This is a genomic window from Brevibacillus antibioticus (assembly GCF_005217615.1).
Lineage (GTDB): Bacteria > Bacillota > Bacilli > Brevibacillales > Brevibacillaceae > Brevibacillus > Brevibacillus antibioticus.
Genome location: NZ_SZNK01000001.1, coordinates 1,198,465 through 1,219,354 on the forward strand (window position 1 = coordinate 1,198,465; position 20,890 = coordinate 1,219,354).

Annotated in this window: 21 protein-coding genes; 14 read left to right on the forward strand and 7 right to left on the reverse strand. The window is 45.7% G+C overall.

All coding sequences use genetic code 11. The features are described 5' to 3' along the window. Positions 1 to 41 precede the first annotated feature (41 nt). From E8L90_RS06015 to E8L90_RS06045, 7 genes are all read left to right on the forward strand, one after another. Complete coding sequence (locus E8L90_RS06015; RefSeq protein WP_137028421.1) at positions 42 to 683, forward strand: RecX family transcriptional regulator; 642 nt, start codon at positions 42 to 44, stop codon at positions 681 to 683. 272 nt (positions 684 to 955) lie between these two features. Continuing rightward, complete coding sequence (gene rny / locus E8L90_RS06020) at positions 956 to 2,497, forward strand: ribonuclease Y (RefSeq protein WP_137028422.1); 1,542 nt, start codon at positions 956 to 958, stop codon at positions 2,495 to 2,497. Positions 2,498 to 2,606: 109 nt separating this feature from the next. Then, positions 2,607 to 3,401 (forward strand): TIGR00282 family metallophosphoesterase, encoded by a 795-nt coding sequence (locus E8L90_RS06025; protein WP_137028423.1) that lies wholly within the window; start codon positions 2,607 to 2,609, stop codon positions 3,399 to 3,401. Positions 3,402 to 3,519: 118 nt separating this feature from the next. Further along, positions 3,520 to 3,780, forward strand: a complete 261-nt coding sequence (gene spoVS / locus E8L90_RS06030) for a stage V sporulation protein SpoVS (RefSeq protein WP_003385776.1) — start codon at positions 3,520 to 3,522, stop codon at positions 3,778 to 3,780. Positions 3,781 to 3,888: 108 nt separating this feature from the next. Next, complete coding sequence (locus tag E8L90_RS06035) at positions 3,889 to 4,827, forward strand: dipeptidase (protein ID WP_137028424.1); 939 nt, start codon at positions 3,889 to 3,891, stop codon at positions 4,825 to 4,827. A gap of 193 nt (positions 4,828 to 5,020) precedes the next feature. Beyond that, a complete protein-coding gene (locus tag E8L90_RS06040) occupies positions 5,021 to 6,799 on the forward strand; it encodes a 2-oxoacid:acceptor oxidoreductase subunit alpha (RefSeq protein WP_137028425.1) in 1,779 nt (592 codons plus the stop codon). Then, positions 6,771 to 7,637, forward strand: a complete 867-nt coding sequence (locus E8L90_RS06045; protein WP_087346699.1) for a 2-oxoacid:ferredoxin oxidoreductase subunit beta — start codon at positions 6,771 to 6,773, stop codon at positions 7,635 to 7,637. The genes E8L90_RS06040 and E8L90_RS06045 overlap by 29 nt, the downstream gene beginning before the upstream one ends. Positions 7,638 to 7,683: 46 nt before the next feature. Here the strand turns inward: E8L90_RS06045 and E8L90_RS06050 are convergent, their stop codons facing one another. Continuing rightward, positions 7,684 to 8,718: a YkvI family membrane protein gene (locus E8L90_RS06050; protein WP_137028426.1), complete on the reverse strand. Its 1,035-nt coding sequence runs from the start codon at positions 8,716 to 8,718 to the stop codon at positions 7,684 to 7,686. Positions 8,719 to 8,771: 53 nt separating this feature from the next. Between E8L90_RS06050 and E8L90_RS06055 the strand changes: the two genes are divergently transcribed. The 3 genes from E8L90_RS06055 (at position 8,772) to E8L90_RS06065 (ending at position 11,378) form a co-directional block, all read left to right on the forward strand. Beyond that, positions 8,772 to 9,521 (forward strand): MBL fold metallo-hydrolase, encoded by a 750-nt coding sequence (locus tag E8L90_RS06055; protein ID WP_137028427.1) that lies wholly within the window; start codon positions 8,772 to 8,774, stop codon positions 9,519 to 9,521. Positions 9,522 to 9,554: 33 nt separating this feature from the next. After that, a complete protein-coding gene (gene mnmM / locus E8L90_RS06060; RefSeq protein WP_137028428.1) occupies positions 9,555 to 10,115 on the forward strand; it encodes a tRNA 5-(aminomethyl)-2-thiouridylate-methyltransferase MnmM in 561 nt (186 codons plus the stop codon). Positions 10,116 to 10,277: 162 nt separating this feature from the next. Continuing rightward, the gene (locus tag E8L90_RS06065; RefSeq protein WP_137028429.1) at positions 10,278 to 11,378 is read left to right on the forward strand and encodes a YheC/YheD family endospore coat-associated protein; all 1,101 of its coding nucleotides are present in this window, start codon (positions 10,278 to 10,280) and stop codon (positions 11,376 to 11,378) included. A 68-nt stretch (positions 11,379 to 11,446) separates the two neighbouring features. On the opposite strand, the gene cbpB is transcribed toward E8L90_RS06065, so the two are convergent. The 4 genes from cbpB to E8L90_RS06085 all read right to left on the reverse strand — a co-directional run bounded on the left by cbpB (position 11,447) and on the right by E8L90_RS06085 (position 15,634). After that, positions 11,447 to 11,917, reverse strand: coding sequence for a cyclic-di-AMP-binding protein CbpB (gene cbpB / locus E8L90_RS06070; RefSeq protein ID WP_137028430.1), 471 nt, complete (start codon positions 11,915 to 11,917; stop codon positions 11,447 to 11,449). A 265-nt stretch (positions 11,918 to 12,182) separates the two neighbouring features. Next, positions 12,183 to 13,322, reverse strand: a complete 1,140-nt coding sequence (locus E8L90_RS06075; protein WP_137028431.1) for an acyltransferase — start codon at positions 13,320 to 13,322, stop codon at positions 12,183 to 12,185. A gap of 58 nt (positions 13,323 to 13,380) precedes the next feature. Next, entirely contained in the window at positions 13,381 to 14,223 is an 843-nt protein-coding gene (locus E8L90_RS06080) for a lipoate--protein ligase family protein (protein WP_137028432.1), read from the reverse strand. A gap of 166 nt (positions 14,224 to 14,389) precedes the next feature. After that, on the reverse strand, positions 14,390 to 15,634 hold the full coding sequence (locus tag E8L90_RS06085; protein WP_137028433.1) for an S-layer homology domain-containing protein: 1,245 nt from the start codon (positions 15,632 to 15,634) through the stop codon (positions 14,390 to 14,392). Between the two features lie 741 nt (positions 15,635 to 16,375). On the opposite strand from E8L90_RS06085, the gene E8L90_RS06090 reads away from it, so the two are divergent. The 3 genes from E8L90_RS06090 (at position 16,376) to E8L90_RS31060 (ending at position 18,358) form a co-directional block, all read left to right on the forward strand. Next, on the forward strand, positions 16,376 to 16,624 hold the full coding sequence (locus E8L90_RS06090; protein WP_137028434.1) for a hypothetical protein: 249 nt from the start codon (positions 16,376 to 16,378) through the stop codon (positions 16,622 to 16,624). A 730-nt stretch (positions 16,625 to 17,354) separates the two neighbouring features. Beyond that, positions 17,355 to 18,059 (forward strand): 4'-phosphopantetheinyl transferase family protein, encoded by a 705-nt coding sequence (locus E8L90_RS06100; RefSeq protein ID WP_137028436.1) that lies wholly within the window; start codon positions 17,355 to 17,357, stop codon positions 18,057 to 18,059. 173 nt (positions 18,060 to 18,232) lie between these two features. Then, positions 18,233 to 18,358 (forward strand): hypothetical protein, encoded by a 126-nt coding sequence (locus E8L90_RS31060; RefSeq protein WP_279633646.1) that lies wholly within the window; start codon positions 18,233 to 18,235, stop codon positions 18,356 to 18,358. Positions 18,359 to 18,377: 19 nt separating this feature from the next. Here E8L90_RS31060 and E8L90_RS06105 read toward each other — a convergent pair whose 3' ends face one another. Both E8L90_RS06105 and E8L90_RS06110 read right to left on the reverse strand, forming a co-directional pair. Continuing rightward, complete coding sequence (locus E8L90_RS06105) at positions 18,378 to 18,533, reverse strand: BBE domain-containing protein (RefSeq protein WP_244297164.1); 156 nt, start codon at positions 18,531 to 18,533, stop codon at positions 18,378 to 18,380. Between the two features lie 528 nt (positions 18,534 to 19,061). Further along, positions 19,062 to 19,334, reverse strand: coding sequence for an FAD-binding protein (locus E8L90_RS06110; RefSeq protein WP_162309042.1), 273 nt, complete (start codon positions 19,332 to 19,334; stop codon positions 19,062 to 19,064). 800 nt (positions 19,335 to 20,134) lie between these two features. Between E8L90_RS06110 and E8L90_RS06120 the strand changes: the two genes are divergently transcribed. Next, positions 20,135 to 20,842, forward strand: coding sequence for a thioesterase II family protein (locus E8L90_RS06120; protein WP_137028437.1), 708 nt, complete (start codon positions 20,135 to 20,137; stop codon positions 20,840 to 20,842). Positions 20,843 to 20,890 lie beyond the last annotated feature (48 nt).

Genomic DNA, 20,890 nt, shown 5'->3' on the forward strand with positions numbered 1-20,890 from the left:
AGACAGGCTGTTATTTTAGCTTTGCGAAGGAGTGACTCATCATGAAGAGCGGCCTGATCACTGCCGTTCATCGAGATATCAAACAAAAGCAACGCTATCATATCGATGTAGAGGGCGAGTATGCCATTACCGTACACGAAGACATACTGGTAAAGTACAACTTATTTAAGGGAACAGAATTAGATGAAGCTTTTTGCCGAGAAGTCCTGATGGCGGAAGAAAAGCATAAAGCGTATTTAGGTGCTTTGCGATACCTCGGTATACGCCCACGGACAAGCAGTCAGCTGCATTCTTATTTAGTAGAGAAGGGATTTTCTACGCAGATTGCAGAAGAGATATGTCAGCGCTGCAAGGATCACGGCTACATCGATGATGAAGCATTTGCGAAGCAATGGGTGGACGAGCGATTGCGTTTGAAGCCGAGGAGCCCGTATATGCTGCGTATGGAGCTTACACAGCGTGGAGTGGACAGAGCGATTGTAGAGGACGCAATAGGTGGCGTGTCTAGGCAGGCTGAACTCGATGCTGCCCGCGCATTGATAGAGAAGAAGGCGCGACGCATAGAGGGCATACCGAATCCCGACGAAGAACGCAAGCTGCTGTCCATGCTGATGCGCAAGGGATTCTCTCATGCGATCATTCAACAAATGCGTGAAGAATTGCGTCATAGAAGCGATAGTTAGGGCCAACTCTATTTGCATGATCTTGACAATTCTTGTTCACAAATAATAAAATAGGTTTGTATTTACTTGGTGTATCATAACTTTTGTGATTTGCTCACTCGTTGCCTATGAAACAACTGAACAACCGTGCGAGAGAAGTACGGGTTCAGAGGACCGAGTAAAATCAGTCTTGTTTTTTAGCCGAATGTTCAAATGTGAGAGCACTCCATGAAAAACAAATGCTTGGAAAGCGGGGAGATGTCTTACAATAAGGAGGTGAAACGAAAAAGCCTATGGATCCTATAATTACTGTTGTCATTGTGCTCGTTGCCCTGCTGATCGGCTTGGGTGCTGGCTACTTCACTCGTAAATCGATTGCGGAAGCGAAGATCTCCAGTGCAGAAGAAGCTGCACGACAGATCGTGGAGGAAGCCAAACGGGACGCCGAGGCCGTTAAGAAGGAGAAGGTGCTGGAGGCAAAGGATGAAGTGTTCAAGCTTCGATCCGAAGCAGAAACGGAATTGCGTGAGAGACGCAATGAGATCCAGCGTCAGGAACGACGAATTCTACAAAAAGAAGAATCGTTGGACCGCAAGATGGAACAGTTGGAACGCAAAGAAGAAGAATTGTCTGAGCGTGACCGTGCCATCGTAGAACTGCAAAGCAAGGTAGAGCACTTATATAAAGAGCAAGTATCAGAGCTAGAACGAATCTCCGGCTTGACGCAGGATGAGGCGAAGACGATCATTCTCACAGATGTGGAGAATACTGTCCGTCACGAAATGGCTGTGATGATCAAGGAGATTGAGACTCAGGCCAAGGAAGAAGCGGACAAGCGTGCTCGTGAGATCATTACGACCTCCATTCAACGTTGTGCAGCAGACCACGTAGCAGAAACAACCGTTTCTGTGGTTACGCTGCCAAATGATGAGATGAAGGGACGTATTATCGGACGCGAAGGACGTAACATTCGTGCTCTGGAAACGTTGACTGGTATCGATCTGATTATTGACGATACGCCAGAAGCAGTCATCCTGTCTGGCTTCGACCCGATTCGTCGGGAAATCGCCAAGACAGCGTTGGATAAACTGGTCGCAGACGGTCGCATTCACCCAGCTCGCATCGAGGAAATGGTGGAAAAAGCGCGTCGCGAAGTAGACGAGCGAATCCGTGAATACGGTGAGCAAGCAACGTTTGAAACAGGCGTTCACGGCTTGCATCCGGATCTGATCAAGATTCTCGGACGATTGCGTTATCGTACAAGCTACGGTCAAAACGTACTGAAGCACTCTATGGAAGTGGCACATCTCGCCGGTTTAATGGCGGCAGAACTGAAAGAAGATGTGAAGCTGGCCAAACGTGCAGGTTTGCTGCATGATATCGGAAAAGCGATTGACCATGAAGTAGAAGGTTCACACGTTGAAATCGGTGTAGAACTGGCTAAGAAGTACAATGAGCATCACGTAGTAGTGAACAGTATTGCGTCTCATCACGGTGATACCGAACCAACTTCCGTCATTGCTATGCTCGTGGGAGCTGCTGACGCTCTGTCTGCCGCACGCCCAGGTGCACGCCGTGAGACATTGGAAACATATATCAGACGTTTGGAGAAACTGGAAGAAATCTCTGAGTCGTTCGATGGCGTAGAAAAGTCTTATGCGATTCAAGCAGGACGCGAAATTCGCGTGATGGTTCAACCTGATAAGATTGACGATGCGGAAGCTACCCGTCTGGCACGGGATATCACGAAACGAATTGAAAATGAACTTGACTACCCAGGTCATATTAAAGTAACGGTTATCCGTGAAACACGGGCAGTTGAGTATGCAAAGTAAAGTGGCTGCGTGCCACTTTACTTTTTTTGTAGCATACCAATGACTTGACGAAGTCAAGTTTTCTAATGAGCAGAGGAATTGTGTATACTAGCAATGAGGTGATTTGGTAATGAAGTTATTATTTATTGGAGATATTATGGGCTCGCCTGGCAGAGAGATCGTGAAAACATATCTGCCGTTACTGAAACGAAAATACAGCCCTACCTTTATCGTAGCGAATGGAGAGAACGCCGCGCATGGTCGCGGGATCACAGAGAAAATTACCAAGGAGCTTTTCGAGTGGGGTGTTCACGCGATTACGCTCGGGAATCATACGTGGGACCAAAGAGAAATTTTCGATTTTATTGATGATGAGCCGCGGATGATTAGACCCGCTAACTTCCCAGAAGGGGCTCCTGGAAAAGGGATTACATATATCAAGCAATCTGAAGGGGAACTAGCGGTTATTAATTTGATGGGGCGTACGTTCTTGCCACCGCTCGACTGTCCGTTCCAAATGGCTGACAAGTTAGTAGAGCAAGCCCGGAAGCGCACGAAGTTCATTTTTGTAGACTTTCATGCCGAAGCCACATCGGAGAAGCAAGCAATGTCATGGTACCTCGATGGGAAGGTAACAGCGGTCGTGGGGACACATACCCATGTGCAAACCGCTGATGAACGTATTTTGCCTCAAGGAACCGGATTTTTGTGTGATGTAGGAATGTGTGGCCCAAGTAACGGCATTTTGGGGATGGAACGCGAAGCTGTTATTAAGAAATTTTTGACGCAGCTCCCTGTTCGATTTGAGGTAGCGCCAGATCCAGCGCAGTTGAATGCGGTGCTGATTACCCTAGATAAAACGACTGGGCATGCGAAAAAAATGGAACGAATCAGAATTGACTCTGACCACCCGTTTATGGAATAATGGGAATAAGATTAGAATTTTTTGAATCTTTCAAGCAAGTTAGCAGGAATTTTTAGGGGTTATGCGAATATCATTCTAATGATGACAGGATTCCTATCAGACGGGAGGTTCAAAAAGGATGGAAGTATTAAAAGTTTCAGCAAAGTCTAACCCCAATTCCGTTGCTGGTGCCCTTGCCGGAGTTCTTCGTGAACGAGGCGCGGCTGAGATCCAAGCCATTGGCGCTGGGGCGCTTAATCAAGCTGTGAAGGCAGTAGCAATCGCACGAGGGTTCGTAGCGCCGAGTGGAGTTGACCTCATTTGTATTCCAGCCTTTACCGACATCGTGATTGATGGAGAAGAACGAACTGCAATCAAGTTAATCGTAGAACCCAGATGATACAACTGCAAATGCTTCACCTGCCTGTTTGTTCGAAGAATGAACAGGTTTTTTCGTTTTTCCAGAAGTATGACCTCCGAAGTTATCGAAGAGAAGGAGCGTTTCCATATGAAAATCTTTGATGCGCATTGCGATGTATTATGGAAGATATGGCAGAATCCCGAACTGGACTTTTATAAAGAAGACAAGCTCTTGCAATCTGGTTTCATTGCTCTTGAAAAAGGGAATGTAGACATACAAGTGCTTGCCTGTTTCGTCCCTTCTCAGGTGCCGTTTGGACGACGTTTCCATACTGTACTAGAAATGATCGATATTTTTTATCAAAAGGTGGCGAGTGATAAATTCCGGCCCATTTTCACGAAGGCAGATTTGGCTGAATGCGTATTAAAGCGACAGAAAGGGGCTATTCTGTTTGTAGAAGGCGCGCATGCATTAGAAGAGAGCCTCGTTCAGCTACGTACGTGGTTCCGGCTTGGTATAAGAGGAATGACGCTGACCTGGAATCATGGCAATGCCCTAGCGAGTGGAAATGGAGAGCCAAATCCAGGGGGACTTACTTCATTTGGAAGAGAAGTCATAGAAGAAATGAATCGGCTGGGGATGATCATTGATGTTTCGCATTTGGCCGATCCAGGATTCTGGGATGTACTAGAATGCTCGAGCGCACCAGTGATCGCTTCACACTCGAACGTGAGAAGCATATGTAATCACTCTCGTAATTTGACGGACGAGCAGATTCGAGCGTTAATCGCCAAGGATGGGGCGATCGGCTTGACGTTTGTAGACTTCTTTACCGTATCGGAGAAGCGCACGGTCTGGATCGATGACTTGCTGCGCCACTTGGATCACATCTGCGCATTGGGTGGCGTAGACCACGTAGGTTTTGGCTCCGATTTCGATGGGATTACCGAGACGTTTGGAGACATGGTATCCGCAGCAGATTATTCCCAGTTACTAGAAGCTTTGTTAAAACGTTATAAAGAGGCGGAAGTATTGAAATTTGTGCAAGGAAATTGGTTGCGTGTTTTCGGAAACGTGCTACAATAAAGCATGAGGATATTAATGTACCAAGTTCAACATTAAAATTCAGGTCAAAAGTAAGTTGAGTAAAAGCACTTGCAATTTGACATGGACAGGACTACAATTGTTACTGTCTATGCACAGAAATGTCACATCTTATCAGTCTTTTCAAGGTGTGATAGGCAGCTTTTCTCACAGTCACTGAAAGGGTGGAATCTGAATGATTAGTCAACTTTCCTGGAAAGTTGGAGGACAGCAAGGGGAGGGCATCGAGAGTACTGGTGAGATTTTCTCGATGGCGATGAACCGGATGGGGTACCATCTGTATAGCTACCGTCACTTCTCTTCCCGTATTAAGGGTGGACACACGAACAATAAAATTCGCGTGAGCACAACGCCAATGCGTGCGATCTCTGACGATCTGGACATTCTCGTAGCGTTTGACCAAGAGACGATCGATTTCAATGCGCATGAGCTGCGTGAAGGCGGTATCATTATCGCGGATGCGAAATTTAATCCAAAGTTGCCGGACGGCCTAAAGCCAGTTCGCTTCTTCACTGTACCACTGACTGAGATCGCTGATGAGCTGGGAACTTCCCTGATGAAAAACATGGTGTCGATTGGTGCTTCCAGTGCCATCCTTGGCATTTCAGTGGAAAGCTACCGTCCCATCGTTGAAGATATGTTCCTCCGCAAGGGCGAAAAAGTGGTTGAAAAGAACATGGATGCCATTCGCCGCGGTTTTGATTTTGTAAATGAATTGACTGGTGGTCAACTGCCTGAGTTCCAAATGGAAAAGGCTGATCCACAAAAACAACTGTTCCTCATCGGTAACGATGCGATCGCTCTGGGTGCTGTAGCAGCAGGCTGCCGTTTCATGCCAGCTTACCCGATCACACCTGCTTCCGAAGTAATGGAATACTTGATTAAAAAGCTGCCTAAATTGGGTGGTACTGTTATCCAAACAGAAGATGAGATTGCTGCTATTACGATGGCAATCGGTGCTAACTTCGCGGGTGCTCGTTCCTTGACTGCTTCTGCAGGTCCTGGTCTGTCTCTGATGATGGAAGCAATTGGTCTGGCTGGTATCACGGAGCAACCTGTTGTTATCGTGAACACGCAGCGTGGTGGCCCATCTACTGGTATGCCTACCAAAATCGAGCAGTCCGATGTGAATGCTATGATCTACGGTACACATGGTGACATTCCAAAAGTAGTTATCGCGCCAAGCACAGTAGAAGAGTGCTTCTACGATGCAGTTGAAGCGTTTAACATTGCGGAAGAATACCAACTGCCTGTTATCCTGATGACAGACTTGACGCTGTCCTTGGGTAAACAAACTGTTGTTCCATTTGACTACAGCAAAGTAGAAATCCGCCGCGGAAAACTGCTTGCTGGACAAGAATTGCCAGAAAAAGAGCAAAACGACCTGTTCAAACGTTATGAAGTAACAGAAGACGGCGTTTCTCCTCGTGTAATTCCTGGTCAAAAATACGGTCTGCACCACGTAACTGGTGTTGAGCATGATCAAACTGGTCGTCCATCTGAGAATGCTGCAAACCGTATTCAACAAATGGATAAACGTATGCGCAAAATGGAAGGCGTCCTGAAAAACTTCAAAGGCGCTGTAACAGCAGATGCTCCTCACGCTGAAGCGGATGTTCTGGTTGTAGGTATCAACTCCACAATCGGTACCATTCAAGAAGCAAAAGGCCGTCTGGAACAAGAGGGAATGAAAGTAAACCATGCACAAATTCGTTTGCTGCATCCGTTCCCAACTGAAGAAATCAAAGCACTGGTAGATAAAGCGAAGAAAGTTGTTGTTGTTGAGCACAACGCTCAAGCGCAAGTAACAAGCTTGCTCAAACAACACGTTGGAAACGCTGAAAAAATCGAATCCGTGCTCAAATATGACGGTAACCCATTCCTGCCGAAGGAAATCTATGCTGAAGTGAAGGAGCTGGTAAAACATGGCGACTATGAAAGAGTTTCGAAATAACGTAAAGCCAAACTGGTGCCCAGGCTGTGGAGACTTCTCCATTCAAGCGGCTATTCAACGCGCTGCAGCGAACGTAGGTCTGGAACCTGAAAATCTGGCGGTTGTTTCCGGTATCGGTTGCTCTGGTCGTATTTCCGGCTACATCAACTGTTATGGTTTCCACGGTATTCACGGACGTTCCCTGCCAATCGCACAAGGTGTGAAAATGGCGAACCGCGAGCTGACAGTTATCGCAGCAGGTGGAGACGGGGATGGTTTCGCGATCGGTATGGGCCATACTGTACACGCTATCCGTCGTAATATGAACGTTACGTACATCGTAATGGATAACCAAATCTACGGTCTGACAAAAGGTCAAACCTCCCCGCGTTCCGCGACTGGTTTCGTGACCAAGTCTACACCGGCAGGTTCCATCGAGTCCTCCATTTCTCCAGTTGAACTGGCGCTGTCTGTAGGTGCGACATTCGTTGCTCAATCCTTCTCCAGCGATCTGAAGGGCTTGACTGAACTGATCGAAAAAGGTATCCAACACGAAGGCTTCTCCTTGATCAACGTATTCAGCCCTTGTGTAACCTACAACAAGGTTAATACGTACGACTGGTTCAAAGAGAACATCGTACCAGTAGACACGATCGAAGGATACGATGCACATGACCGTATCAAAGCAATGTCTACTTCTATGCAATACAAAGGCCTGATTACAGGTCTGATCTACCAAAACACTGAGCAAAAACCTTACGAAGCTCTCGTAAATGGCTTCAAAGAAGAAGGTTTGGTTAACCAAGACATTCGTTTGTCTGAAGAAGACTTCGAAAAATTGGTTAAAGAATTTGCTTAAGTTTGATAGAGTGAAAAACCTCTCCTTAACGGGAGAGGTTTTTTTGTTACACGCGATCGCGCCACTGCCTGTACACGAGCATGACGAGGAAAAAGACAACCAATTGACCAAAGAGTGGATACAGGAAACGGAGTAGTGAGCTAAACCCAATAAAACTAATCAAATAGCAAATGAGCAAAATCCCGAGTAAAATAGTCGGACCTCGAAGGGGGGTAACTTGTCTAATTTGTTGGGCTAGACCAAAAACGTTGGCCACAAGAGTTGAGAAAATTTCAGCATACACCAATAGGGAGAACAAAAAGGGAATAGTTGGTCCCAAGCCTTGCAGCACAGCGATCATGGGCATTTCCGCGTGATGGATTCCCGGCATTTTTACAGAGAGAGAAGCGTAAGCGAGCAAAAGCAGAAGGCCTATTCCCAAACCTCCTATGATTCCCCCTAGGATAAGCGGTTTCTCCTTGGTACTCTGTCTGCCCATCGGAATCAAAACCGCTTGTGTAAGTGTGACATTTAAGGCAACATAATAAAAGGGAGAGCTAAGCCACGCCCAAGGTCGTAACGATTCAACGACGACATTCGTATCTAACCATGGCTTCGTATATAGGAAGACAAGTACAGTAAAGCCAATGAGCATCGGAACAAAAATGCTGTTCACATGATGGATGGCAAACAGCCCTTTTTTCGTCACGAAAAAAATCAAAATCATGCTAAACCAAATGCCGATTTGGGGAGATAATCGAAATGACTCCCAAAAGATCGCACCCGTAGCAGCGAGCATAACGGAGGTAGTGCCTAGCAATACGGTTAAAAGCAAGGTATTAAAAACAGTTCCAAACGGATGCCCAAATAAATAGGTGCTGACTTCTTGATAGGAATCGGCCTGAATCCGATAGGCAATCAGCATGACGCGGATGCCGGCCCAAATAAACAGCGTTGTCGCCAGAATGATGCCTACCAAGCCTTGTGTTCCATATTGAACAAAGAACTCTACAATTTCTTTGCCTGAGGCAAAACCAGCTCCTACGACTGTCCCAATATACGTAAAAGCGATCTGCCATGCGGCTCTCCATGTTCCTTGCATCTCAGACCTCCTGTCCCACCTTATTCCATCCTATGAGAGGGAGTGAACCGAATATGCGCGTTACCATGTTAGGCTATCAATCTCCTTATCCTGGCCCAGGGGGTGCTACTCCGGGTTATCTGATTGAGACAGAGCGTGTCAAAATTCTTCTCGACTGCGGCAGCGGTGTTCTTGCGCAGTTAGGCAAGTATTTGCCCATTTATGAGCTGGATGCCGTGTTCTTATCTCACTATCATCATGATCATGTTGCGGATGTAGGAGTGATGCAGTACGGTTTGATGGTTCATCAGCTATTTGGTCAAAGACCTGCTGACAAGCCGCTTCCGATCTACGCACCAGCGCTGCCAGTGATCAATGCTCAGTCATTGGTGTATCGAGATGCGACCACATTTACCCCAATCACCGATGAAACGTCTGTTACCATTGGGGACGTAGTGATCACTTTTTTACGGACAGACCATGGTGACGGAGATCCATGCTACGCCATGCGTTTAGAAGCAAATGGACGTGTTCTCGTATATGGAGCGGACAGTGGACCAGGTACAGCCTGGGAGGCGTTTGCAAGCCACGCGGATTTGTTTATTTGCGAGGGGACGTATCTGGATTACAATTTACCGGCGAAGCCAAATGGGCACCTGTCTGTTCGCCAAGCGGCAGAGTTGGCACAATCCCTATCCTGCCGTTCTTTATTAGTTACGCATTTGTTTTACGGCTATGACGAGACTCAAGTAATCGCGGAGGCCGATGCCTTTGTCGCAGGTCCAGTTTATGCCGCGCGCATCGGTCTGCAAATCGATTTATAACGTTGTTTGTGTACATAGAGAGGAGAGTTGAATTTGTTTCCAAATGTATTAGAAGTTGCACGTAAATTAATCCGTGAACGCGTACAAGTAGGAGAAACTGTTGTAGACGCCACGATGGGGAATGGAAATGACACCTTATTTCTTGCGCAATTGGTGCAAGAAGAAGGGAAAGTAATCGCCTTCGATATCCAGCCGCAGGCGATCGAGAAAACGCGAGAGAGGCTCGAGAGAGAAGGTCTGGCGAACAGAGTAGAAATGAAGCTCACCAGTCATGAGGAAATTGACAAGCTGGAGATTCGTGCCGCAGCAATCATGTTTAATTTGGGCTATTTGCCGGGTGGAGACAAGGAAATTACAACTCAAGCGAGCAGTACCATTCAGGCGATTCAATCAGGGCTGAGGGTGCTCAGACCAGGCGGAATCATGACAGTCATGATTTATTGGGGGCATTCGGCGGGAGAGACGGAAAAAGAGGCAGTGGAAGCATTTTGCCACGAGCTAAGTCAATTGGATTATTTGGTTTTAAAATATCAATATATCAATCAGCAAAACCAAGCCCCATTTTTACTGGCCATCGAGCGCAGGGGACAATAAAAAAACGAAACGCGATCCTTTCCCGGGCAAGCGCAGCATCCGACATCATTCCTATGGGAATGTAATATTTTGTCGGGCCGCCAATAGGTGTACAAAAATAGGCACGCTCTTGCCCTTTCTGGCACATACCCTATGTAGAGCAATGTGGCAAGGGGGATCTACGTGGACAGAATCGGGATAATGTTGGATTGGGCCCTTTTGGAGAAAGGAATTCATGGCATCAAGTCATATGAGCGTCTGCCTTATTATGTCGAAATCGGTAAAGAGCTTGGATTGGAGCCTGTTTTTTTCCATCCGCGGCATGTGAAGCCAGGAGATGAAAGGGTCAAGGGATATTTTTGGAACGGAAACCGCCTCGTCTCACAACTTGTTTCAATCCCACGAGTCATCCACAATCGTGTTTTGACAGGGGATGCAAAAGCGCGGAATGTGATTCGAAGATTGAGCCAAAAGAAAACGGTGTTCAATGGCTTGGTTGTACGGGATAAGCGGAAAGTACACCAGATGCTCTGGAAAAACGAACAAATTCGCAGCTATCTGCCGCATACAGTGCCTTATTCCATGGAGCATTTGCGTCAGTTTTTAAATAAGTACCAGGTGGTGTACGTCAAGCCTTCGATTGGATCAGTCGGAATTGGGGTAGCACGTATTGAACGGCATGGAGGCAATTATCACTTCATTGCTTCGAAAAAACGGCAGATCTTATCTCATTCGCAGATATTCTCCACGGTGCGACGTTGGGTTGGTAACAAAAGATTTTTGATCCAGCGAGGAATTCCTTTGGCCCGCTATGGAGGCAAAACGTTTGATATTCGTGTTTCTGTGCAGAAAAACAAAGAGAAACAGTGGACTGTGAGCGGGATGGTTGCCAAGGTCGCCAATACGAAAAACAAGCTGAGTAATCTCTCTCGAGGAGGGACTGCAGTACCGTTTTCGGAAGCTTTGGTACCCATCTTTCCTGAGTTGAAACAACAACAAGCTGTCATTGAAAGAGTTGGCATAGCGGCGGTGGAAATTGCGGAGCAGTACGGTCGGCATTTTTCATCATTAGCAGACTTAGGGATGGATATGGGAATTGACGAGAGAGGCAATCCGTATTTAATTGAAGTCAATGTGCGTGACCAACGCTATTCTTTTTTCAAAGCAGGGGAGAAGGAGATGTTTAAACAAACATACCGTCATCCACTGGAATATGCGCAGGCATTGCTCACGGAAAAAAAGAAACGGAAACATCTACTCCTAGCGCCGAGCCAATGGGTCTAAAGAAGAAAGGCAGACGAATGTGAAAAAGACGGTGGCATTTATTGCCCCGTCTTTTCGTATACGGTGACCTACGATTCTGCCGGCTGTTGTTGGTCAGCCAAAGGAAAGGGCAGATTGCGAAAGTGACGATATACCAAAGCCAATATCGATTTTCGAGTCAAGATTCCTTGGAAATAGTGCTCGTCGTCTTCAATACAGACGAAAGGGTGATTAATGGATACTTCTAATGCTTTCAAAAATTCATCGGTGTCACGCAATCGAGGAACCTTCGCATCCATCACATCATCTACAATATGTTCGGACATACGCTCAGTCTCGAAGCGTTCCAAACCAAGAGTCTTATTCATGATCATATTCGTGCTGATTAACCCATGCAAACGATATTGATGATCCAGTACAGGAACGGCTGAATAGCCGGACTTGATTAGGACTAGCAGGGCGTGCTCAAGCGAATTACCTAGCTGCACATGTGCGACCTTTGTGGACGCGATTATGAGATCTTTGATCGGAATATGTAACAAAGGGATCTCTTGATTCATTCAGATCCACCACCTTTTCTTTCTGTCGTCTATAGCAGTAAGAACTGCCTGTGGTCCCCTTCTATGATACCGTAAGCGAGGTACAAACGGTAGGGCTACATTTAGAAAACTTGGCGTGGCCAAGGCTCTGGCGGGGCTAAAGACGAAAAAAGCCCGGCAGTTACGCCAGGCAAGTAATCGAGGTGTGGAACAATCGTCCCTAGTTCTAGTATGAGAGATCAGGTGGTCTTTTACATTAGGAGTTTAGAGGAAACCAGTTCCTCTCTTACGCTTTATACGTTTGATTTTTGAAAATGGGTTTGGCTTCCACCCGTTTTTTTCGATTCAACCAAAAGGACAGCGTCGTCAACTCGTAAAGGAAAATACATAGTGACGGTGTAATCACGAACATGCCGAGAACCAATGATGGCGTCGACCAGCCTAGTCGATGAATGACGTAGCTCTGCAGTAAGAACAAGATCAACGGATGAACCAAATAGATAGCCATATTTTGTTTGGCCAACCGGGCAAGCCACGGGCCGAGTTTAGGCAGTTTGCCAAGATATCTGGATGCAGGGTAAAAGCTGATGATCACACAGAGTGTGTATATCAAGTAAAGCGGCTCGAAAATATTCATACTCTCGTAATAGCTCTTGGAGCCGGAAAGATAGCTATACGCCATCCAAACGGCTGCACTTGCCATCACAACGATAGAAGGTATTTGAAGGTGTTTCACCCACGTCCGCCATTTTTCCACATTCATCCCGGCGTAAGCGCCGAGTGCAAAAGTAAATACGTACATGAAAACATAATGCTGTCCGTAAATATACGTGTGCTTCATGAGGGACAGGAGTGGGTTTGCAGCCCAATCAATCGCCCATAACGGCGTAATGAACAAATAGTGGTAGAGAACGTATAGACCAGCTTGGCCAATAAATAGGGCGATGATCCAACGGAAATTCAAGTAACGTTCCACCCACGGTTTGATCAGGCAAAACAACAAGCACAGTTGCAAGTAAAGCGGAAAGTAATACAGGTGGTAGAACGAACTGCCATTAAACAGACTTTCGAAAAACGGCCCAACCAGCACGGCCGGGTCAAAGGTTTGATGTTTAAAATAGGTGAAGATGGCCGTCCAAATTACGTAAGGAAAAATAACCGCTCGCCAGCGTTTTTTCCAGAAAGCACGCCAATCCAATTGTCGGTTCTGATACCAGTAAAACAGCAGCATTCCAGTTGCAAATATAAACAAAGAGCGACCGAATTTTAATAAGATAATTAGAACGGCTTGCAAATCACTATTACACGGATACGTCTTCTCATTGGCGAGAAAAAAACTGAGGATGTGAATCATCAAGACAGTAAGCGCCCCAAAAACAAAAAGGGCATTCAGATCCTGAAACGTCCCCTTTCGATTGCTATTCATAATTCCTCCAGAATTTTACCGGCAGCACCTGGAGAATCAAAAGTAAGTAAAATGCCCGTTATTCGGGTAAGTGCCAGTCAGGTGCGGCCAGTTCTTTTGCGGTATAAGAAAATAAGTGTAATCGCTGTGACAAATGATGCCTCGACTCTGTCACTAACTCATTTTGCACATAAAAGGGGGTAGGTGATACAGCCCATTCAGAACGGATTGTGTCCAATAGACGTGCTTTTACATCATCCATAGTGGCCAATTTCCCGGTCAAACTCGCAAGGCTGCCAACGGTAGAGGCATCAATGGAAGGAATTGGCTTATGACTCTGCATTTCTTCCAAGCCGGCGAGATGGTAAAAGCGCTCCATCCATTCCCCTCGAGGCCGATCGTCGACGTTGATGCATAATTGCAAAATAGAACCGTGTCGCGTGCGTCTTTGTGCCATACCTCCGATTTTTTTACCGTGAATGGAAAAATCGTATTCCCCCGCACAGTAGGACCCCGTCACTTCTCCAAATTCCAGCTTTCCGTAATCACGCAGGCCCACATCAAGAAGCTGGGCAACAAACGAGAAGAAGGAGTCAATGGAAATCGAAGTGTCAGGCAATAAACAAGCCATATTGAGTACGCCAGCATCAAGCGGAACACAAGCTCCACCAGACGAGCGAAGAACACAACCAAAGCCATCTTGACCGAACTTACGCAAGGCTTGCTGGAGATGAGGAAGCTTGGCATCTCTGCGGCCGAGATACAGTGCCTGATCGTACACCCAGAGATGAATGACAGGTGTTGCTGATTCAGATTGCATACTGGCTGCCAACGCTTCATCACGGATTAAAGGCTCAAGCGGACTATCCTGGTAGGTACCGGAGTCCATCCAGCGAAACGGTTGATTAACAGAAAAAGACATAGGAAGGCTCCTTCACAGGACAAGAATAGCTACCATTATAACATCAGAAATGCGTTTATTTCTACGTTTTCGCTATCTTTTTTCCATTTGGTAGAACATGCATGTTGAGTAGAGTGAAAAAATACCCGACAGGCCAGGATAGCTTGTCGGGTGGAAAATGGGTCTTTTATTTTGTCTCTTTAAAAGAGAAATTGTCCAGGTAAGTCGTTTTGCGAGGAGCACCTTTTGTCGCTTCTTCTTGCAGGTACAGACCGAGTTTTTTGCCTTCTTGTTTCACATATTGTTGACCGAATAAGTATTGATCGTTCAAGTAAATGGAAACGGTGTTGTCGGTGACAGTTACCTTCAAGCGATTGCTTGATTTCAGCTTGTAGGTGCTGGATGTAATGATGTCAATATCATCGTCTTCAACGTCATTTACTTTTCCTAAAACAACGCGATCTTTTTGGATGAAGACGACATTGGCTTTCCCATCTTTACCGTTGAAGTAAAGACCGCCTAAACCTTCACTGCCTACCACATTCACATCGACGCTCAATTCATAATTCTTGACGTTGTCAGACTCATTCCAGCGAAGTGGCAGGAGGTAGTGATCCAGATCATCATCATCAGATGTAGCTGTCACTTGTTTGCTATCGACATCCCAGTTTCCTGTCGCTTTGTCTGTATCCCAGTTTTTCAATTTGGAATCAGAGAAGGAATCGCTGATATTGATTCGCTCTGGTTCTGGCTTAGGTTGCGGTTGACCAGGGTTAGGGAAAACAATTTTGCTCTCATCATCGTCACGATCCAAAATAGCGCGATAGAGCAGAGAAGCAGCTTCCGCACGAGTAATCGGATCTTGTGGACGGAAATTGCCATTGTATCCTTTCATCAAGTCGGTTTGGATCGCAATCGCAATATACGGACGCAGTGCTGAAGAAATATTGTCGTAATCACGGAACTTTTTCAATTGATTCATGTCAGCTTTGTACTTTTGATCGTAGCCCAACAGGCGTACCAATGCGACAGCAATGTCTTCACGTACTGCCGCTTGATCTGGCTTATACGTGTAAGTGGAGCCGGATTTGTAACCTGTCAAGTAAGGCTTGGCGTATTCCACATACAGAAATGCCCAGTGATGACGCGGTACATCTTTAAAGGTTTGGTCGACGTAGTTTTTGTTTATATCTACATCTGCTGCTGCGATCATAATTTTTGCAAATTCGGCGCGGGTTACCTCATTGTTCGGTCTAAATGTCCGATTGTCGTACCCTTTGATGATCCCTTTTGCCGCCATCTCCGTAATTTCCTTGTAGGCCCAATGGCTACGTGGAACGTCTGAGAACGAAGGAGTGGAAGCGGCACCGACGACTGGGATAACCGTTAAGAACATCAACACCGACAAAAATACGGCTAGTGCTCTTTTCATGTTAACCTCCTCAAAATGGCAATGTAGTTTTTGGTGACTGCTATTCAGACGGCTAGTGGGCTTGTATTGTTGCAGAAGAAAAAACATTATGGTGAAAATAGGAAAAAAGACGGAGTTCCAAAAAAATGGGCAGGTAAGGAGGAGCATGTACCAATGGTAAGGGCATGCTTGTTTGATTTGGATGGAACGCTTTTGGATCGGAGCGGTCGTTGGATGCATTTTTGGCACGACAGTACGAACGTAGAACTCATAGATTGAATGCCGGACTGATAAGTGGAACGATCAAACCAAAACAAAAGCAGTAGAAGATACGAAGCGAAACAGATTTATTACTTTGTTGAATACGATAAGGGAAGCTAAGCGCCGCTACCTTGTAATTCAGAAATCGCGGCCAGGGGTCGATGGGATAAAGATCATCTTCATAAAATGGCGTGACTGAAATCACTTCTGAGGCAACGAATCTCTGCTGAAGGAAATCGCTTCTAAGCAAGGATCGATTATTAAAAAAGAGCATCCATCGTGCTTAATGTTATTTACATTTTTACTTACTTGACGGAGCTAATGAACGACTGATAGTAAGAGGGTTTTTTTAGTAGTAAATGATTGTGGGTGAATTATTTTCGTAAAATTATAAATTATATTGACGTTACAAGTGCTATGATTTAATTTATTTCTTATATAGTTTTCCGGCGAGATTATTCAAGATCAGCCAACACACTTTATGCCATGGAGGCGGGGGATGTGCTGCGACCAGTATCTGTCGAACGCAGTCAAGTGCGTGATTTCTCAGGATTTCTCCAGCAAGTGCGAACGGCCGGCACGAGAGTTCCATTGACATCACGATGGATGCTGTACATCTCCGCGCCTTTCGAAATCAAGCAGACCAAGTGGCACCGCTGTTTTATCGCCAGGGTGCGGTCAGAAGCGGGGAGCGATTGGGAGAATCGTTCGGTTTCGCGCTCGGACATCCGGACAGCAGTGAGACTTTAAAATTCGTGTGCGACTATGATGCAGGTTGTTACAACGTTACGCTATTGAAGAATGGATTCGTGGCTTTACATTACCAATAAAAGTCTGAATTTTCATTATTCTTATCGACTTGAGGATCGCTCACATGCTTTTCCGAAAGTCGATTTGATCCAACCCACGGAAGAGAAAAATGTAGAGAAGTGGCTGGGTTTGAAGATCATCTGGCACGATCCAGACAGTGACGTTCATGTCCATCGACCGGTTTCTGCCGGAAGAATCGGCGGTGGATGTTTTCAGCATGTTTTATAGCGGACGGCTAAGAATGGATTTGAACATAACCAGATTGGGGACCCATTGAAGATTCTTGTTCAATTTACAGATAATAATCGACATGGCAAAGCATCTATATGATTGTTTACTTGAACATAAACGAAATCCAAAAAAAGAACGGCAACCGGATCCCTTTGTTGCCTTTCTAAAGGAACTAAATCATCCCTAGTATTTGTGTGTCTGGATTCTGAGATTTTAAAGAATGGTTTAAAATAGATTCAATAGTAGAATGTGGCGTTGAGTTTTGATGATACTTTTAAGAGAGTGGCCACTATGCATCCTTCCCCTACTAATACGTTGCTTGACACGTTGCAAGGGCTTTCGAATCGAGCAACGCCAAATTGTACGACGTGTAGCATAGAAAGGACAGAGAAGAGGAAGTTGATCCTCTTGCATTGTCAGAAAGAAGAGTGAGCCTCACATGATGAACATTTACGCTGTGAAATGTCCTGCTGTGATCGACCCAGAATTGTACAACAGCTTTCTACAAGGACTTAGCAAAGAAAAACAGGAACGGGTCAGCCGCTACAGGAGGCTAGAAGATTCCTATCGTGCCTTGCTGGCGGACGTCCTGGTACGTTCTCTCATTTCTGAGATGTGCGAGATTCCGAATGAGCAGATCGAGTTTGTCTACAATGCATATGGGAAGCCCTCCTTTAAACAATTTCCTAGCTTTTGCTTTAATGTCTCGCACTCTGGGGAATGGGTGGTATGCATCACGCATGTTTCACAGGTGGGGATTGATGTAGAGCAAATTTGTAGTCCGGTTGAATTCGAGCTCGCCGAACGTTTTTTTGCATCAACCGAGGTAGAAGATCTTTTTGCGAAACATCCTGATGAACAGCTGGCTTATTTCTATGACCTGTGGACATTGAAGGAAAGTTATATCAAAGCAGTAGGCAAGGGGCTGTCGATCCCCCTGCAATCGTTTTCCATTAGAAAACATCCTGACAATTCCATCACGCTCTCGCAGCAGGCATCGGATGTTGCTTGGTGCTTTCGGCAGTATGAGATTGATCCAGGCTATAAACTGTCCGCTTGCGGGATGACGAATCAGTTTGCAGATCAAGTAATCATATTCGATTTGCAGGATTTGCATCAGAAAATGTTTCGCTCATGCATGTAGAAGTCATTTATGTGAAGAGGAAAGGGGTGTGGAAAGGGTGAAACTGTTCTGCCTTCCGTATGTAGGCGGACAGGCGCGTATGAACGTGTACAGTTCTAGCCGCGGCTGATTGTGAGAGAGTCCAGCGTGGCGGTTATCCGTAAAGCGCGGTTGATACGTAGGTGAAATTTCAGATGACCAGCCGTGTAAATGTCAGGAGACGGTACCTGCGTTTGCTCGGCTTTTTTCATACGAAGATTTACTTCTTGGGAGTAGTAGAGAAGTCAGTCAATCGGTCATTGTTGCGTGTATTTTGGTAAGTTGCCCTTTCACTATCTATCATGCGTGGACACTAACTACGGGCAGGGGGATGCTTTGTGGAAATGTAAAGATATTATCCGGGTCATAACGGGGCTTGACTCGGGTCAGTCGATCGTAGTTACTGCCGTAATATGCCCTAGGCAAGTTCTTTATGGAAAGATCTGGCGTATTCACGTAAATCCCTAGGGTAAAGGGCAACGTAGCTCGGCGAAAGTTCTCTGCCCAGCGGGTTTCCCGTTTTGCCCCTTCCCTCTTTTACCAAAGTTGCAAGGGGCGTCATTGTATACAGAGCTCCACGATAGGAGAAAGCCGTTGCGCGATTTGGTACCTTGGCTACAGCCCCTCCCAGGCCATGAAGAAATAGAGAAGCTGTGTTGGTAGGTAGTGATTCTATGAAACGCCGGATGATGGAAATCCTGGTATCGGGTATCCGCTATCCGCTGAAAGACGTTTGGTCCAACACTTTTAAATGGCGAGGGAGAAGGTGGCTGGGTGGCCGCTACTCGGTTTACAGACTCGATCTAATGGGGCCTTCAATGATAACCTTTCTTGCTGAACCAGCCCGAAGCAAAGGTTGTAGCAACTGTCGAAGTTTTTTGGCTGAACCAAGGAAAACCGCTTGCATCAAAATGGGAAAGCTTGCTGAAGAAGTCGCCTTTAGACATTTGCAGCCCAGTGGATATTCCGAGGGGGGAAAGCTTTTCATTGGAGCCAGGAGCCGTGTAAAGTCCCTCCCCTTATTCCGTTTTGAACGGTGGCTGTGCCACGTTTGCGATCGACGTCTCCTCGATGCATATCACTCATGTCGATGATGATTCCATCATCGACCACGGACAACTCTTCGTAACTGTTGTGTCCGGATCGCATGCGGATCGGCACGTTATGATGGCGCGCCCAACGGACTGCATTCACAACGTCTAGTGTCTTCTTAGCAGGACGATATCCCGTGGGAATTTGTTGAAGACGAGATTGCATTCTTAATATCCCTAGCGTGAGGCTCTTGCCAGGCGCCATTTCTTGTTCTTGGTCGGACCCACAGTTAGTCGAGTCGGGAGAAACCACGTTTCCTTTCCAAACAGAGTCAAACCCGCAGCTTTAGCTAGCAACGTAGACGCTTGGTTATCGTGCTGGCATCTGCCATTTGCTATGAAGTCTGATTGAAAACCTTTCCTAAGAATTGTTATTTTTGATCCATACAGTCTTTTTTTTGTGATTAGTCTAGGAGCAAAAAGACCTATCATCGCAGTTCCGACTCTTAAAATAAATGTCCGATTCATGCAAGTTTGGAACGTACTTGGCCCCTTCAGCTAGAGCTTGGCATTATGATTGTCTCTATACAGGGAGAACCCTCTGCTTCCTAAAGAAGAAATCGAAATTAAATTAGTCAGATATTCGAGTGTAACAAACTTTATCCGGATCACGAGTCTTTCGTGGACAGGATAACCAAGATGAAGGAATGGATATCCAATCGTTGCTACAGCACGCACGCTTTTCAAATGAGAATACCATCTTCTCCCCTTACGTTGATGTTCCACGTAAAGATTTCTAATTGACTGATTGAACGACCAACATTTAACATTAGATACATATAGTTGCACTAAAAAGGAGGATAGGTGTATTACATAATTGCGTAACAGAAAAACCTTGTGTGGGCAAACATATAAATTTCAGCCCCAATACTAGAGAATTTTCTAGCTTTACCCAAAAAAGTTTTTTAGTGAAAGCTATTATTGCATATGCTCGAATGAAACTATGGAAATAAAGGAGCAACAATTATGAATCCCATCAAACTCTTTGCGATTCCTTATGCTGGTAGTTCAGCTAATTTTTATTTAAAATGGAAACGAGCTCTCTTACCCGAAGTGGAAATTGTCCCGCTGGAACTTCCGGGACGGGGATCGAAAATAAAGGAGAGGCCTTTTACATGCTTGCAAGAAGCTATAGAAGATTTACTGGAAAAAATAGAACGAGAGAGCAGTTCCCAGCCATATGCACTGTTTGGACATAGCATGGGTAATTTGCTGGCGTTCGAATTGATGCATCGGATACGGAAGGAGAAATTGCCATTGCCGATATGCGCATTTTTATCCGGACGACGTCCTCCCCACATATTTGAGGAGAAGAAACGTTACCTTATGTCCGACGAAGATTTTGTACAGGAATTAGTGACGATGGGGGGGACCCCTCAAGAAGTGCTAGAAAACGCTGATTTACTGCAATTGTTCTTGCCTATCTTACGCACCGATTTTCAATTGGTCGAAACATATGTTCCGGTTGAAGGAAGAGAACCTCTTGACGTTCCGCTCGTAATTTTCAGTGGAATCAATGACTCAATTGCCAACGTTGAGGACATGGAAGGATGGAATTCCTACACGACGTCTTCCTGTCAGATCGTTCATTATGACGGCGGGCACTTTTTTATCTTTGAATATACGGATGACATCATTAAGAGGTTGAAACAACAACTCGTATTGTTTGTTTGATTTTAAAATCAGATTATTCTAAAAGATCACTCAGAAAAGGATGGCTGA

Coding starts and splice junctions, on each gene's coding strand:
- E8L90_RS06025 (WP_137028423.1), top strand. CDS start 2,607: ATGAAGTTATTATTTATTGGAGATATTATGGGCTCGCCTGGCAGAGAG.
- E8L90_RS31060 (WP_279633646.1), top strand. CDS start 18,233: ATGACCAGCCGTGTAAATGTCAGGAGACGGTACCTGCGTTTGCTCGGC.
- E8L90_RS06015 (WP_137028421.1), top strand. CDS start 42: ATGAAGAGCGGCCTGATCACTGCCGTTCATCGAGATATCAAACAAAAG.
- E8L90_RS06040 (WP_137028425.1), top strand. CDS start 5,021: ATGATTAGTCAACTTTCCTGGAAAGTTGGAGGACAGCAAGGGGAGGGC.
- E8L90_RS06100 (WP_137028436.1), top strand. CDS start 17,355: ATGATGAACATTTACGCTGTGAAATGTCCTGCTGTGATCGACCCAGAA.
- E8L90_RS06035 (WP_137028424.1), top strand. CDS start 3,889: ATGAAAATCTTTGATGCGCATTGCGATGTATTATGGAAGATATGGCAG.
- rny (WP_137028422.1), top strand. CDS start 956: ATGGATCCTATAATTACTGTTGTCATTGTGCTCGTTGCCCTGCTGATC.
- E8L90_RS06080 (WP_137028432.1), bottom strand. CDS start 14,223: ATGTCTTTTTCTGTTAATCAACCGTTTCGCTGGATGGACTCCGGTACC.
- cbpB (WP_137028430.1), bottom strand. CDS start 11,917: ATGAATCAAGAGATCCCTTTGTTACATATTCCGATCAAAGATCTCATA.
- E8L90_RS06055 (WP_137028427.1), top strand. CDS start 8,772: ATGCGCGTTACCATGTTAGGCTATCAATCTCCTTATCCTGGCCCAGGG.
- E8L90_RS06120 (WP_137028437.1), top strand. CDS start 20,135: ATGAATCCCATCAAACTCTTTGCGATTCCTTATGCTGGTAGTTCAGCT.
- E8L90_RS06110 (WP_162309042.1), bottom strand. CDS start 19,334: ATGCAATCTCGTCTTCAACAAATTCCCACGGGATATCGTCCTGCTAAG.
- E8L90_RS06045 (WP_087346699.1), top strand. CDS start 6,771: ATGGCGACTATGAAAGAGTTTCGAAATAACGTAAAGCCAAACTGGTGC.
- E8L90_RS06075 (WP_137028431.1), bottom strand. CDS start 13,322: ATGAATAGCAATCGAAAGGGGACGTTTCAGGATCTGAATGCCCTTTTT.
- spoVS (WP_003385776.1), top strand. CDS start 3,520: ATGGAAGTATTAAAAGTTTCAGCAAAGTCTAACCCCAATTCCGTTGCT.
- E8L90_RS06050 (WP_137028426.1), bottom strand. CDS start 8,718: ATGCAAGGAACATGGAGAGCCGCATGGCAGATCGCTTTTACGTATATT.
- E8L90_RS06085 (WP_137028433.1), bottom strand. CDS start 15,634: ATGAAAAGAGCACTAGCCGTATTTTTGTCGGTGTTGATGTTCTTAACG.